Below are 13,845 nucleotides of genomic sequence, written 5' to 3'. Positions count from 1 at the left end.
TCTTCATGCCGTCCGGACGGCGCGGGCGGGTCGCCGCGGGGACGACCGTGCTCGACGCCGCCCGCCGCCTCGGCGTCGACCTCGACTCCGTCTGCGGGGGCCGGGGCATCTGCGGCCGCTGCCAGGTCGAGGTCGCGGAGGGGGCGCACGCCAAGCACGGGATCTCGTCCTCGGCGACGCACCTCTCGTCGGCGGGAGCCGCCGAGCGGGCGTACGCCGACGATCGTGGCCTTGCCCGGGGACGTCGGCTCGGGTGCACGGCGGCGGTCACCGGCGACGTCGTGATCGACGTCCCGCCCGAGAGCCAGGTCTACCGCCAGGTGGTGCGCAAGGACGCCGACGCCCACCCGATCGAGGTCGACCCCGTCGTCCGGCTGTACCTCGTCGACGTCGAGCCACCCGACCTCGCCTCGCCGACGAGCGACCTCACCAGGCTGCGGCAGGCGCTCGCGCGCGAGTGGGCACTGACCGATCTCGCCTGCGACGCCGGCGTCGCCGGGTCGCTGCAGTCCACGCTGCGGGAGGGGTCGTGGCGCGTGACCGTGTCGGTGCACGACGGGGACACGATCACCGCCCTCTGGCCCGGCTTCCACGACGCCGCCTACGGGATCGCGTTCGACGTCGGCTCCACGACCGTCGCCGGCCACCTCTGCGACCTGCACACCGGGGCGGTGCTCGCGTCGGCGGGGGCGATGAACCCCCAGATCCGGTTCGGCGAGGATCTGATGAGCCGCGTCTCGTACGTGATGCTGCACCCCGGCTCGGAGAAGGAGCTGACCCGCGCCGTCCGGGGGTGCCTGGCGAAGCTGACCGCCGAGCTCGCGACGGCGGCAGGCGTCGAGCGCACGGACGTGCTCGAGGTGACGGTCGTCGGCAACCCGGTGATGCACCACCTCCTCCTCGGCCTCGACCCCCGGGAGCTCGGCGGGGCGCCGTTCGCGCTCGCCGTCGACGAGTCGGTGCGGCTCCGCGCCGGCGAGCTCGGCCTGCCCGTGCACCCGGGCGCGCGCGCCTACGTCCTGCCCTGCATCGCCGGCCACGTCGGCGCGGACACGGCCGGCGTGATCCTCTCCGAGGGGCCGCACCTGCTGGACGAGGTGAACCTGATCGTCGACGTCGGCACGAACGCCGAGATCGTGCTCGGAAACCGCGAGCGCCTGCTCGCCGCCTCCAGCCCGACCGGGCCCGCGTTCGAGGGCGCCCAGATCAGCTGCGGGCAGCGCGCCGCCCCCGGCGCGATCGAGCGCGTGCGCATCGACCCGGAGACGCTCGAGCCACGGGTGCGCGTGATCGGCTGCGACGCCTGGTCCGACGAGCCCGGCTTCGCGGGCACGACGGTCACCGGCGTCTGCGGCTCGGGCATCGTCGAGGCGGTCGCCGAGATGCTGCTCGCGGGCATCCTCACGACCGACGGCACGATCGACGGCGCGCTCGCCGACCGCACCACGCGGATCACGGCGGACGGGCGTACGTTCTCCTACGTGCTCTGGACGGGAGAGCCGGAGCTCGCGATCACCCAGAACGACGTGCGCCAGATCCAGCTCGCGAAGGCCGCGCTCCACGCGGGCTGCCGCCTGCTGATGGACCGCTACGGCCTCGAGCGCGCCGACCGGATCCGGCTCGCCGGGGCGTTCGGGAGCCAGCTCGACCCGGTGCACGTGCTCGTGCTCGGCCTCGTGCCCGACTGCGATCCCTCCGGTGTCACCGCGGCGGGCAACGCGGCCGGCACCGGCGCGCGCATCGCGCTCCTCGACCGGCGGGCCCGCGCCGAGATCGAGCGCGTCGTGCGCACCGTCGAGAAGGTGGAGACGGCGGTCGAGCCGCGCTTCCAGGAGCACTTCGTCCAGGCGATGGCGATCCCGCACGAGACGGACCCGTACGCACGCCTCGGCGCCACCGTCACCATGCCGCCGCGCCGCGCGGCCCGGGCGGGCAGCGGCGCCGCACCGACGCGCCGCCGCATGCGTGGCGAGAGGAAGACGTGACCGGCGGCCGGGCCGGGCGCCGCGGCGGCGGCCGGGCGGCGAGGCAGGCCGCACGTCTCGCGGCGCACGTCGAGGGCGTGCCCTACCTGACGCGCACGCTGACGCCCTTCGAGGTGCTCTCCGAGGAGGGCCTGTCGCTGATCGAGGACACCGCGGACACGATCCTGGAGCGCGTCGGCATCGACTTCCGCGAGGCGCCGGACGCGCTCGACCTGCTGCGCGCCGCGGGAGCCGACGTCGACGGAGAGCGGGTCCGCTTCCCGCGCGGGCTGGCACGGCACCTCGTCCGGGCAACGGCGCCGGCGGCGTTCACGCAGGTGGCGCGCAATCCCGACCGGAGCGTCCTGTTCGGGGGCGCGGCGACGATCTTCGCCCCCGCGTACGGGTCGCCGTTCGTGCACGACCTCGACCGCGGCCGGCGGTACGGGACGATCGAGGACTTCCGCAACTTCGTCAAGCTCGCGTACGCATCGCCGTGGATCCACCACTCCGGGGGCACCGTCTGCGAGCCCGTCGACCTCCCCGTGCACACGCGGCACTACGACATGGTCTACGCGCACCTGCGCTGGTCCGACAAGCCGTTCATGGGCTCGGTCACCCATCCGCAGCGGGCGCGCGACACCGTCGAGATGGCGCGGATCGTGTTCGGCGCCGAGTTCCTGGAGCAGAACACCGTCCTCTTCAGCCTGATCAACGCCAACTCGCCGCTCGTCTGGGACGCGACGATGCTGGGCGCCGCCCGCGCCTATGCGGAGGCGAACCAGGCGGTGATGATGACCCCCTTCGTCCTCGCCGGAGCGATGAGCCCAGCGACGGTCGCCGGCACCTGCGCGCAGACGCTGGCCGAGGCGCTCGCGGGCATGGCGTACGTCCAGCTCGTCCGACCCGGTGCCCCGGTGGCGCTCGGCTCGTTCGCGTCGTCGATCTCGATGCAGTCGGGCGCACCGACCTTCGGCACGCCCGAGCCCGCGCTCGTCCTGTACACGATGGCTGCGCTCGCACGCCGCGTCGGCGTGCCGTTCCGCTCCGGGGGCGCGCTCACCGCGTCGAAGATCCCCGACGCCCAGGCCGCGTACGAGTCCGCCAACACCATGCAGCCGACGATGCTCGCCGGGGTCAACTTCGTGCTCCACGCCGCCGGCTGGCTCGAGGGCGGCCTCGCGATGGGGTACGAGAAGCTCGTCCTCGACGCCGACCAGCTCGGCATGTGGCACGCATTCGCGAAGGGGGTCGACCTGAGCCCCGACGGCCGGGCGCTCGACGCGTTCCTCACGAGCGAGCCGGGCACGCACTTCCTCGGCCACCCGCACACGCTCGCGAACGTCGAGACCGCCTTCTACCGGTCGCCGCTGGCGGACGACTCGAGCTTCGAGCAGTGGCAGGAGGAGGGGTCGCTCGACGCCGCGCAGCGCGCCAACGCGCACTGGAAGCGCATGCTGTCCGAGTACGAGCCGCCGCCGCTCGACGACGCGCTCGACGAGGAGCTCCGCGAGTGGATCGAGCGGCAGAAGGCGTCTTTCCCGGGCGCGGACGGGTGATGGCGACGGTCGAGAGCCCCCACGCCGACCGCGTGGCCATGCTCCTGCGGCGCGCCCGGTACGAGGTGCTGCCGGCCGAGGGCATCGAGGAGCTGGCCCTCGCCCACGTGCCCCGCGAGACGGTGCTCACCGTGACCGTGTCGCCGACGAAGGGGCTCGAGCCGACGCTCGATCTCACGGCGAGGCTCTCCGCCCACGGCTACGGCGTCGTGCCGCACCTCGCGGCGCGGCTCGTCGTCGACCGACGACACCTCGAAGAGGTCGTCTCGCGCCTCGCCGGGATCGGTGTCACCGACGTCTTCGTCGTCGCCGGCGACGCGCCCGAGCCCGCCGGCGTCTACGCCGGAGCGGCCGAGATGCTCGAGGCGATGAGCGAGCTCGGGCATCCGTTCCGGGAGATCGGCATCGCGGGCTACCCCGAGCGCCACCCGCTGGTCGACGACGAGACGACGATCGCCGCGATGTCCTCGAAGGCGCGCTTCGCGACGTACGTCGTGAGCCAGATCTGCTTCGACCCGGCTGTCACCGCGGCGTGGGTCGAGGCGGTCTGGGCCCGCGGGACGCGCCTGCCGATCCACGTCGGCATCCCCGGCGCCGTGTCCCGTGCGAAGCTGCTGCGCCTCTCGTCGCGCATCGGGATCGGCGACTCGCTCCGCTTCCTGCGGAAGAACACGCGCGTCGTCTCGCGCGTCCTCTCGGGCGGGTTCGACCCGGACGCCCTCGTCGACGGGCTCGCCCCCGCCCTCGCCGACCCCGAGGGGAAGGTCGCCGGCTTTCACGTGTTCACGCTCAACGAGGTCGCCGAGACGGAGCAGTGGCGCCGCGGCCGGCTGGCGCGGGCGCAGGCGCAGGCATGAGCGGGCGACGCTGGGACGTCGTGATCGTCGGCGGCGGCTCGGCCGGGTGCGCCCTCGCGAACCGGCTCTCGGCGGACCCCTCCACGCGCGTGCTCGTGCTCGAGGCAGGCCGGCCCGACTGGCGCTTCGACGTCTTCGTCCACATGCCGGCGGCGCTCTCGTACCCCATCGGCAGCCGCTTCTACGACTGGTGCTACGAGTCCGAGCCCGAGCCGCACCTGCACGGCCGGCGCATCGTCCACGCGCGGGGCAAGGTGCTCGGCGGGTCGTCGTCGATCAACGGCATGATCTTCCAGCGGGGCAACCCGATGGACTACGAGCGGTGGGCGTCCGACCCGGGGATGGAGACCTGGGACCACGCGCACTGCCTGCCGTACTTCAAGCGGATGGAGGACTGCCTGGCGGCGGACGCCGACGACCCCGTGCGCGGCCGCGGTGGGCCCCTCGGCCTCGAGCGGGGACCGGCGACGGGCCCCCTGTTCGGGGCGTTCTTCGAGGCCTGCCGCCAGGCCGGGCACGTGGTGCACGACGACGTCAACGGGATCCGCCAGGAGGGCTTCTCGGCGTTCGACCGCACCATCCGCCGCGGGCGGCGCCTGAGCGCGGCGCGCGCCTACCTCCACCCGGTGCTCGGCCGGCCGAACCTGGACGTGCGCACGCGCGTGCAGGTCGCGCGCGTCGTGATCGAGGGGACGCGCGCGGTCGGCGTCGAGACCGTGACGGGCGAGCGGATCCTCGCCGGCGAGGTGATCCTCTGCGGCGGCGCGATCAACTCGCCGCAGCTGCTGCAGCTCTCCGGCATCGGCGACCCCGCGGTGCTCGAGGCGGCCGGGGTGCCGACGGTGCACGCGCTCCCGGGCGTCGGCGAGAACCTCCAGGATCACCTCGAGGTGTACGTGCAGCACGCCTGCACGCAGCCGGTGACGATGCAGCCCGCCCTGCAGCGGTGGCGCGCGCCCTGGATCGGCTTCCAGTGGCTGTTCCTGCGCCGCGGCCCCGGAGCGTCGAACCACTTCGAGGCCGGCGGGTTCATCCGCTCGAACGACGACGCCGCCTACCCGAACCTGATGATCCACTTCCTCCCGCTCGCGATCCGCTACGACGGCTCGCGACCCGAGGGCGGCCACGGCTACCAGGTGCACGTCGGGCCGATGACCTCGGACGCGCGCGGGCACGTGCGGATCCGCACCGCCGACCCCACCGCGAAGCCCGCGCTGCGGTTCGACTACCTCTCGACCGACCGGGACCGGCACGAGTGGGTGGAGGCGATCCGACGGACACGGGAGCTCCTCGAGCAGCCCGCGCTCGCACCGTTCGACGGCGGCGAGACGTCGCCGGGACCGTCCGTGGAGAGCGACGAGGAGATCCTCGACTGGGTGCGCCGGGACGCCGAGACGGCGCTCCACCCGTCGTGCACGTGCCGCATGGGAGTGGACGAGCGGTCGGTCGTCGACCCGGCGACGATGCGCGTGCACGGCCTCGACGGCCTGCGCGTCGTCGACGCCTCCGTATTCCCCTACGTGACGAACGGGAACATCTACGCGCCCACGATGATGGTGGCCGAGAAGGCCGCCGACGCGATTCTCGGCGCGACCCCGCTCGCACCCGAGCCGGTCGACTTCTACCGCCACGGCGGCGGTGCGGGGCTCGGCGCCGGAGCCGGCGCGCACCTCGCCCGCTGATCGTGCGGGCGGTGGCGACCGGCCGGGCCTAGCCGGCGACCGACAGCACCGCCTTCTCCCCCCGATGCCCCAACCGGCCCGGTGCGGCTTGCTTCCACGCCGCTCCATGCCCATGCTCTCCATCTGGCACAGTCCGTACCGGGAAACGACCAGGAGAGTGGAATGGGCGACAAGGTTCTCGTCAACCTCTCAACGGGCATGGAAGACGGGGAACGTGTCCTCGTTGCCTTCCTCGTGGCCACGGCGGCGCTCGCCCAGGGCAAGCAGGTCGTCGTCTGGGCGACGAAGGAAGCCGTGCGCCTTGGCCTGCCCGGCCAGACGACCGGTGTCGTGTGTGAGGGCTGTCCGCCGCTGGAGCGCCTGTGGGAGCAGTTCGTCGACGGCGGCGGCGAGCTGTGGCTGTGCCCGATCTGCCTCGATGCCCGTGGGCTCCAGGAGGCGGAGAAGGCCGCGAGCACGAAGGTCGCGGGAGCATCGCCGATGCTGGAGTGGGTCGGCAGCGACGCGACGGTCTTCAGCTACTGACGGGGCACCGGCCGGTCGGCGTCACCACGACGTCGAGAACGCCTCGAGCCGACTGCCCGGCTCGTGTGCAGGCAGGACGCGGACAGCCGCGTGCCGTCGGGCGACGTCTCCGCACGCATCGTCGCCCGCCCACGACGTCGGTTCCCCTCGCTCACGCGGCAAGTTCGGGTCGACGTGCTGCGTCGATCGAGGGGTGAGTCGGCGACGTGGCGATGACTTCGTCGGCCCGTCGCCGACGAGCTCCACCGCCCGCTCGAACGTCTCCCGGATCCCGACGTGGTCGAAGACCTGGCGCGTCGGCCCCTCGGCGCCGTCCTCGATCAGCGTGCGGCAGCGCAGGTCGACGGGATCGATCGCGAGCGCCTCCGCGAGCTCGTCCATGTGCTGTTCCAGCGCCCAGCACACCTGCGGCGCCGTCGGCGCCCGGATCGACGACGACGGCTGGGTGTTCGAGTAGTTGAGGTACGACTCGATCTTCACGTTCTCGATCACGTACGGGCCGGCGGCGTGCATCGCGGCCATCTGCGCGAAGAAGCCCCCCTCGCCGCAGTAGGCACCGCGGTCGAGAACGAGGCGGGCACGACGGGCGACGAGCGTTCCGTCGGCGCGGGCTCCGGTCTCGAGCTCGATCACCATCCCCTCACGGCGGTGGCCGACGGCGACGAACTCCTCCTGCCGCGAGAAGACGAGCTTCACGGGCCGTCCGGCGGCGCGTGCGAGCGCGGCGACGTGACCCTCGAAGTGGAAGTCGCACTTGGCGCCGAACCCGCCGCCGAGGAGCGGGACGATCACCCGCACGTGCGACTCGGGGATCGCCAGCGTCCGCGGGACGCCTCAGCGCGCTCCGGTCCAGCCCGGGATCCAGTCGGTGCCGGCGAGCGGCACGCGCGCCATCGCCGCCGCCTCGAGCGTGAGCGCCACGAGGTCCTCCGGCTCGAGGTTGTGCACGTGCGACTTCCCGCAGGCGCGGGCGAGCGTCTGCGCCTCGAGGGTCAGCACGCGCAGGTAGTTGGCGATCTTGCGGCCTCCCACGACGGGGTCGAAGCGGGCCGCGAGCTCGTCGTCCTGCGTCGAGATCCCCGCCGGGTCGAGGCCCGCCTGCCAGTCGTCGTAGTAGCCCGCCGAGCTGCCGATCCGCCGGTAGGCCTCCTCGTACTCGGGGCTGTTGTCGCCCATCGCGACGAGCGCCGCGGTGCCGATCGCGACCGCGTCCGCGCCGAGCGCGAGCGCCTTCGCGACGTCGGCCCCGCTGCGGATGCCACCCGACACGATCAGCTGCACCTCGCGGTGGAGCCCGAGCTCCTGGAGCGCGTCGACCGCGAGGCGAACGGCCGGCAGCGTGGGAATGCCGACGTGCTCGATGAAGACGTCCTGGGTGGCGGCGGTGCCGCCCTGCATCCCGTCGACGACGATCACGTCGGCGCCGGCCTTGACGGCGAGCTGGACGTCGTAGTACGTCCGTGTCGCCCCGACCTTGACGAAGACCGGCTTCTCCCAGTCGGTGATCTCGCGCAGCTCGTGGATCTTGATCTCGAGGTCGTCCGGCCCCGTCCAGTCGGGATGGCGGCAGGCGCTCCGCTGGTCGATCCCCTTCGGCAGGTCCCGCATCTCGGCGACGCGGTCGGAGATCTTGTGCCCGAGCAGCATGCCGCCCCCGCCCGGCTTCGCCCCCTGGCCGACGACGACCTCGATCGCGTCGGCGCGTCGCAGGTCGTCCGGGTTCATCCCGTACCGCGACGGCAGCAGCTGGTACACGAGGACGTCGGAGTGCTCGCGCTCCTCCGGGGTCATGCCGCCGTCGCCCGTCGTCGTCGACGTCCCCACCTCGGACGCCCCGCGGCCGAGCGCCTCCTTCGCCGGCGCCGAGAGCGCGCCGAAGCTCATGCCGGCGATCGTGATCGGGATCTTCAGCTCGAGCGGCCGCTTCGCGAAGCGCGTCCCGAGCGTGACGTCGGTGTCGCAGCGCTCCCGGTAGCCCTCGAGGGGGTAGCGGGAGACGCTCGCGCCGAGCATGAGCAGGTCGTCGAAGTGCGGCAGCCGCCGCTTCGCCCCGAACCCGCGGATGTCGTAGATCCCCTCGCGCGCCGCGCGCTGGATGTCGGCGATCACGTTGCGGTCGAAGAGGTAGGACTCGCGGAGCCCCGGGTGCCATCCCGCGGCGACGGGCGCGGCGCCGCCGTTCCCCGAGACGCGGTCGTCGGTGGTGCTCATCAGTACGCTCCGACGTTGTCGACCTTGAAGGTGTAGAGCTGACGCGCCGAGCCGAAGCGGCGGAACGACCCGGGGTCGACGTCGTCGCAGCCGGCGCGCGCCAACAGGTCGCGCAGCTCGGCGACGTGCTCGTCCCGGAGCTCCTTCTCGACGCAGTCGGCTCCGAGCCCGCGGACGGAGCCCGCGACGTACAGGTGCGCCTCGTAGATCGAGTCGCCGAGCGCGTCACCGGCGTCGCCGCAGACGACGAGCGCGCCCTTCTGGGCCATGAACGCGCTCATGTGCCCGACCGAGCCGCGGACGACGATGTCGATCCCCTTCATCGAGATCCCGCAGCGGGCGGCGGCGTCGCCCTTGACGACGAGCAGCCCGCCGCGGCCGGTCGCCCCGGCCGACTGGCTGACGTTGCCGTCGACGAGGACGAGGCCGGACATCATGTTCTCCGCGACCCCGGTGCCGGCGTTTCCGTGCACGCGAACGGTCGCCCGCTTGTTCATGCCGGCGCAGTAGTAGCCGGCATGCCCTTCGATCTCGACCTCGACGTCGGCGTCGAGGCCGCAGGCGATCGCGTGCTCGCCGTTCGGGTTGAGGACGCGCCAGCGCCGCGGGCCCGACGGGTCGACGGCGAGGTCGTGGAGCCGCTGGTTGAGCTCACGGAGCGGCGTGGCCGCGAGGTCGACGACCTCGACCGCCGTCGTCTCGCCCGTGGCCGCGGTCATGCGACCACCTCCCGCTCCCACGCGTAGACGACCTCCGGCTCCGGCTCCCACATGCGCGCGTCGGAGGCGCCCGGCAGGACTGCGATCGCGCGCCACTCGGAGCCCATGGCCACCCAGTCGTCCGTCTCGGCGAGGACCGCCGGCTTGCAGGCGATCGGGTCGCGGAGGACTGCGAAGCCGTCTGCCGTGCCGACGAGGAACGTGTAGAAGCCGTCGAGATCGCGGAGACAGCCCTCGAGCCCCTGCTCCAGCGTCGCGCCCTCACGAAGGCGCCAGGCGAGATAGCCCGCAGCGACCTCCGTGTCGTTCTCCGTCCAGAACTCGATGCCCTCGCGCCGTAGCTCCCGCCGCAGCCGGTTGTGGTTCGACAGCGACCCGTTGTGGACGAGGCAGAGATCGAGGCCCGTCGAGAACGGGTGGGAGCCTTCGGTCGTGACCCGGCTCTCGGTGGCCATCCGCGTGTGCCCGAGCGCGTGCGTCCCCGTGAGCTCGGCGAGCCGGAACCGCTCCGCGAACGCCTCGGGACGTCCCGTCTCCTTGTAGATCTCGATCACCCGACCCGCACTCATCACCCGGAGCGCCGGATGCTCCCTCCGCACCAGCGCCTCGGCGTCGGCGGGCTCCGCCTCGACGGTGAGGACGGCGTGGTTGGCACGGACCTCGAGGGCCGGCGAGCCGCCGAACGCCTCCTCGAGCTCCGCGGCGACGGCGTCCCAGGCCACGGAGGGGTCGGCCGACTGCAGCGTCAGCTTCGACCAGCCGGACGGCACCGGGTCACGGTAGACCGCGACGCCCGCGCTGTCCGGACCGCGGTCCGACATCTGCACCAGCATGGCCTGGAGGTGCTCCCCGAGCCGCGCCTCGACCGCCGCAGACTTCGCGAACAGCCCCACGATCCCGCACATCCTGTTGTCCTCCTCGAGCCCGACGGATTGTGTGCGACCTCTCCATAGTGAGCCGCGTCCACGCGTGCAGTCTACGGCTATCTCATGCGGTTTCGGTGACACACTTCGATCGCCCCATATGTCGATAGTGAACATATGGAGCGACGTGGGGCGTCGACCGCTGAGCGGCCCTAGAACCGCGTCAGGTACTCGCGGACCTCCCAGGGCGTGACCTGCTCGTGGTAGGCGAACCACTCGTCGCGCTTGACCTTCACGTAGTAGTCGACGTAGTCCTCCCGCGCCGTCCTGCCCAGGGCCGCCCGGAGCACCTCGTTCGCCTCGAGCTCCTGTGTCGCGTCGAGGAGGTTCGCGGGCAGCGAGCGGAGCCCGCGCGCGGTCAGCTCGTCGTAGCTGAACGAGTAGAGGTTCTCGCTGTTCGGGTCCCCGGCGTCGAGGCCCTTCTCCATCCCGTCGAGGCCGGCCGCGAGCACGACGGCGGCGGCGAGGTACGGGTTGCAGGAGCCGTCGATCGTGCGGTCCTCGATCCTCCCGGGGCCCGGGATCCGGAGCATCTGCGTGCGGTTGTTGTAGCCGTACGAGATCCAGACCGGCGACCAGGTGGCGCCGCTCGCGGTCGTCCCCGGCTTCAGCCGCTTGTACGAGTTGACGGTCGGGGCCGTGATCGCGCTGCACGCGCGGGCGTGCGCCTTGAGGCCGCCGATGAAGCGGTACGCGGTCTCGGAGAGCCCGAGGCCCCGCGGGTCGGCGTCGTCGAGGAACACGTTCTCGCCGTCCCGCCAGAGCGACATGTGGAAGTGCGCCCCGTTGCCGGTGAGGTGCGTGAAGGGCTTCGGCATGAACGTCGCCAGGATCGTCCGCCCCTCCGCCTGGCCGAGCTGCTCCGCGAGCGTGTGCACCATGTAGCGGAAGAAGATCGCGCGGTCGCACGTGGCGAGCGCCTCGTCGAACGAGAAGTTCTGCTCGAACTGCCCGTTCGCGTCCTCGTGGTCGTTGGCGTAGTTGCCCCAGCCGAGCTCGTTGCAGTAGCGCGAGACGGTGGTGAGGAAGTCGTAGCGTCGTGTCAGCCCCGCGATGTCGTAGCAGGGCTTCTCGAGCGTGTCGAGCCGGTCGGCGATCGCGATCGTCCCGTCCTCGTCGAGCTCCACGAGGAAGTACTCGAGCTCGATCCCGATCTTGAACTCGTACCCCTGGTCGCGCGCCCGGGCGAGCACGGAGCGCAGGATCGTGCGCGGACAGTAGGGCCACGGCTCGCCCTCGACCGTGACGTCGCACGCGAAGCGCGCGAGGTTCGGCTGCCACGGCACCGGGGTGAAGCTGTCGAGGTCCGGGATCGCCGCGATGTCCGGGTCGCTCGGCTGCTGCCCGATCTCGCCCGCCGCGAACCCGGCGAAGCCGGCGCCCTCGGTGGCGAGGTCGTCGAGGTTCCCGGCCGGCACGAGCTTCGCGCTCGGCCGCGCGTACAGGTCGACGAACTGGGCGAAGAAGAACTCGATGCCGCGCTTCTCCGTCTCCTTCCTGATCTGCTCGAGCTTGGCCGCGTCGGGGCCCATCGGTCGTCCTCCCTGGTCGGATCGGCGTTGACTACCACGCGTCGCGTCGATCTGCGACGGAGCAATCCTCCACCATTCCGGCCCGTCGTATGGCGGGGATGGCGCGACCGGCGCGCGCGACGGCCGGCCCAGGACGTCAGGACGAACGGGCGGGGCGCTCGACCCGCTCGGCGAGCACGTCTCGCAGGCGCACGAGCTTGACCGCGATCTCGACCATCAGCCAGTCGTCCTCCCGGAGGTCGAGCCCGGAGATCTCGGCGATCCGGCGGAGCCGCTGGCGGAGGGTGTTCGGATGCACGTAGAGCGCCTCCGACGACGCGCTGACGCTGCCGTGCCGGGCGAGGAACTCCTCGAGCGTCGTGAGCAACTGGGCGCTCCGCTCGCGGTCGTACTCCGCCAGTCGCGCGACTGCCTCGATCGTCGCGTCGCGCGGGATGCCGTCGTCCGCCAGCCGCAGCAGGTACTTGAAGGCGCCGAGCTCCTCGTAGCCGACGACGGCGGGCTCGCCCCGGAGCACGACGGTGCCGAGCAGCGCCTGCCGCGCCTGGACGAAGGCGCCGGCACAGCGCTCAGGCCCCGAGCAGCCGCTCGAGATGCCGATCCTCGCCCGTGACGCCCGCCGCCCCTGCACCTGTCGGATCGAGGCGACGAGCCGGTCGGCGCCCGTCGGGGGAACCGGGAGCACGGCGGTCAGCGACCGCTCGCGGCGATCCCACAGGGCGCCCGGGGCGAGGCCCGCGAGCGCGCGCCCGAGATGCTCGTTCGCACCTTCCGCGACCACGACGACGTGCTCGCTCTCGAGGTCGAGCCCGAGGCCGGCGCTGCGCCGCCTCAGGTCCGCGGGGGCACCGCCGCCCGCGAGCGTGCTGAAGAAGTCGCGGATCGCGTTCTCCTCCGTGAGGCGCTCGATCAGCTGCACCTTCTTGATCCCGACCGCCGCCTGGCTCGCCACCCCCCGCGCCAGGTTCAGCGCCACGCTCTCCTCGGCGACGAGCAGGCCGAGCAGCTCGTCCTCGGCGACGAGGGGCACCGAGACGCGCGACCCCCGGCCGCCGCGGGCGAGCTCCGGGCCCAGCTCGGCCAGTCCGATGCGCTCACGCGCCTCCACGTCCGGCGGGTGGGACGCCCGGACGACGAGCTCCTCCAGGCCGCCGTCCAAGAGGTACAGGTGACACACGCTCGCGCCGAGGATCTCGCGGCCGCGGGCCGCGACGAGGGGCAGGAGCTCCTCGAGGGAGCGCGAGCCGGCGATCTCCTCCGCGAGCGTCGTCAGCTCCTCGAGCTCGCGCACCTGTCGCCGGGTCTCCTCGTACAGGCGGGCGTTCTCGATCGCCCCCGCGACGAGCGAGGCCGCGCTGACGACCACGTCGACCTCCTCCTGCGTGAACTCCCGCGGCGCCTCGGTGTGCGCGACGATCACGCCGACGACCGAGTGGTCCTTCCCCACCATCGGCACCGTGAGGAGCGACTGGAACTTGTCCTCGTCGAGCTCCGGCACGTACTTCACCCGCGGGTCGTCGAGCAGCTTGTCGGGCACGAACGCCGGCTCCCGACGCTCCGCGCTCCACCATGCGAGCCCCTCGCCCCGGTCGAGGACGATGTCGCCGGCCAGGTGGGCGTACGGCTCGCTGGCGGAGGAGAGCACGAGCCGATCGCCGGTGCCGTCGACGAGGTACACGAAGCAGGCGTGCACCGCGCTGGCGTCGGACAGGAGCTCGACGACGGCTGCGAGCACCTTGTCGAGCTCGAGCGACGAGCCGACGGTGGAGATGATCCGCGAGAGGAACGCGCCTTCGCGTGCGCCCATGGCCATCCCGGGAGACTAGGACGCCGGGCGGCCCGCGTCTACCGCCCGCACGATACGGTGATCGCC

General features: G+C 72.5%; 11 protein-coding genes. 5 read left to right on the top strand and 6 right to left on the bottom strand.

The window, feature by feature from the left end; all coding sequences use genetic code 11:
- Nucleotides 1-5 precede the first annotated feature (5 nt).
- The 5 genes from AC162C_RS01085 to AC162C_RS01065 all read left to right on the top strand — a co-directional run bounded on the left by AC162C_RS01085 (nucleotide 6) and on the right by AC162C_RS01065 (nucleotide 6,587).
- On the top strand, nucleotides 6-1,985 hold the full coding sequence (locus AC162C_RS01085) for an ASKHA domain-containing protein (RefSeq protein WP_484095960.1): 1,980 nt from the start codon (nucleotides 6-8) through the stop codon (nucleotides 1,983-1,985).
- On the top strand, nucleotides 1,982-3,523 hold the full coding sequence (locus AC162C_RS01080) for a trimethylamine methyltransferase family protein (RefSeq protein WP_484095934.1): 1,542 nt from the start codon (nucleotides 1,982-1,984) through the stop codon (nucleotides 3,521-3,523). The genes AC162C_RS01085 and AC162C_RS01080 overlap by 4 nt, the downstream gene beginning before the upstream one ends.
- A complete protein-coding gene (locus AC162C_RS01075) occupies nucleotides 3,478-4,380 on the top strand; it encodes a methylenetetrahydrofolate reductase (protein ID WP_484095933.1) in 903 nt (300 codons plus the stop codon). Before AC162C_RS01080 ends, AC162C_RS01075 begins: the two co-directional genes overlap by 46 nt.
- Nucleotides 4,377-6,062 (top strand): choline dehydrogenase, encoded by a 1,686-nt coding sequence (betA, locus tag AC162C_RS01070; RefSeq protein WP_484095932.1) that lies wholly within the window; start codon nucleotides 4,377-4,379, stop codon nucleotides 6,060-6,062. Before AC162C_RS01075 ends, betA begins: the two co-directional genes overlap by 4 nt.
- A gap of 162 nt (nucleotides 6,063-6,224) precedes the next feature.
- Nucleotides 6,225-6,587 (top strand): DsrE family protein, encoded by a 363-nt coding sequence (locus AC162C_RS01065; protein ID WP_484095931.1) that lies wholly within the window; start codon nucleotides 6,225-6,227, stop codon nucleotides 6,585-6,587.
- Between the two features lie 21 nt (nucleotides 6,588-6,608).
- Here AC162C_RS01065 and AC162C_RS01060 read toward each other — a convergent pair whose 3' ends face one another.
- The 6 genes from AC162C_RS01060 to AC162C_RS01035 all read right to left on the bottom strand — a co-directional run bounded on the left by AC162C_RS01060 (nucleotide 6,609) and on the right by AC162C_RS01035 (nucleotide 13,785).
- Nucleotides 6,609-7,400 carry a xanthine dehydrogenase family protein molybdopterin-binding subunit gene (locus AC162C_RS01060; RefSeq protein WP_484095959.1) on the bottom strand — a complete coding sequence of 264 codons (792 nt, stop codon included), beginning with the start codon at nucleotides 7,398-7,400 and terminating at the stop codon, nucleotides 6,609-6,611.
- Nucleotides 7,401-7,421: 21 nt separating this feature from the next.
- Nucleotides 7,422-8,798 (bottom strand): FMN-binding glutamate synthase family protein, encoded by a 1,377-nt coding sequence (locus AC162C_RS01055; protein WP_484095930.1) that lies wholly within the window; start codon nucleotides 8,796-8,798, stop codon nucleotides 7,422-7,424.
- Nucleotides 8,798-9,517, bottom strand: a complete 720-nt coding sequence (locus AC162C_RS01050) for a hypothetical protein (protein WP_484095929.1) — start codon at nucleotides 9,515-9,517, stop codon at nucleotides 8,798-8,800. The genes AC162C_RS01055 and AC162C_RS01050 overlap by 1 nt, the downstream gene beginning before the upstream one ends.
- On the bottom strand, nucleotides 9,514-10,422 hold the full coding sequence (locus tag AC162C_RS01045) for a class II glutamine amidotransferase domain-containing protein (RefSeq protein WP_484095928.1): 909 nt from the start codon (nucleotides 10,420-10,422) through the stop codon (nucleotides 9,514-9,516). The genes AC162C_RS01050 and AC162C_RS01045 overlap by 4 nt, the downstream gene beginning before the upstream one ends.
- Nucleotides 10,423-10,592: 170 nt before the next feature.
- Nucleotides 10,593-11,972 carry a type III glutamate--ammonia ligase gene (glnT, locus tag AC162C_RS01040; protein ID WP_484095927.1) on the bottom strand — a complete coding sequence of 460 codons (1,380 nt, stop codon included), beginning with the start codon at nucleotides 11,970-11,972 and terminating at the stop codon, nucleotides 10,593-10,595.
- Between the two features lie 136 nt (nucleotides 11,973-12,108).
- Nucleotides 12,109-13,785, bottom strand: coding sequence for a GAF domain-containing protein (locus AC162C_RS01035; RefSeq protein ID WP_484095926.1), 1,677 nt, complete (start codon nucleotides 13,783-13,785; stop codon nucleotides 12,109-12,111).
- Nucleotides 13,786-13,845 lie beyond the last annotated feature (60 nt).

The organism is Gaiella sp., assembly GCF_057140465.1.
This window is presented reverse-complemented; position numbering and strand designations above follow the sequence as displayed.

Bases quoted from the DNA above. Each gene is read 5' to 3' on its own strand.
- glnT (WP_484095927.1), bottom strand. From the start codon at position 11,972: ATGGGCCCCGACGCGGCCAAGCTCGAGCAGATCAGGAAGGAGACGGAG.
- AC162C_RS01055 (WP_484095930.1), bottom strand. From the start codon at position 8,798: ATGAGCACCACCGACGACCGCGTCTCGGGGAACGGCGGCGCCGCGCCC.
- AC162C_RS01035 (WP_484095926.1), bottom strand. From the start codon at position 13,785: ATGGCCATGGGCGCACGCGAAGGCGCGTTCCTCTCGCGGATCATCTCC.
- AC162C_RS01065 (WP_484095931.1), top strand. From the start codon at position 6,225: ATGGGCGACAAGGTTCTCGTCAACCTCTCAACGGGCATGGAAGACGGG.
- AC162C_RS01085 (WP_484095960.1), top strand. From the start codon at position 6: ATGCCGTCCGGACGGCGCGGGCGGGTCGCCGCGGGGACGACCGTGCTC.
- betA (WP_484095932.1), top strand. From the start codon at position 4,377: ATGAGCGGGCGACGCTGGGACGTCGTGATCGTCGGCGGCGGCTCGGCC.
- AC162C_RS01045 (WP_484095928.1), bottom strand. From the start codon at position 10,422: ATGTGCGGGATCGTGGGGCTGTTCGCGAAGTCTGCGGCGGTCGAGGCG.
- AC162C_RS01050 (WP_484095929.1), bottom strand. From the start codon at position 9,517: ATGACCGCGGCCACGGGCGAGACGACGGCGGTCGAGGTCGTCGACCTC.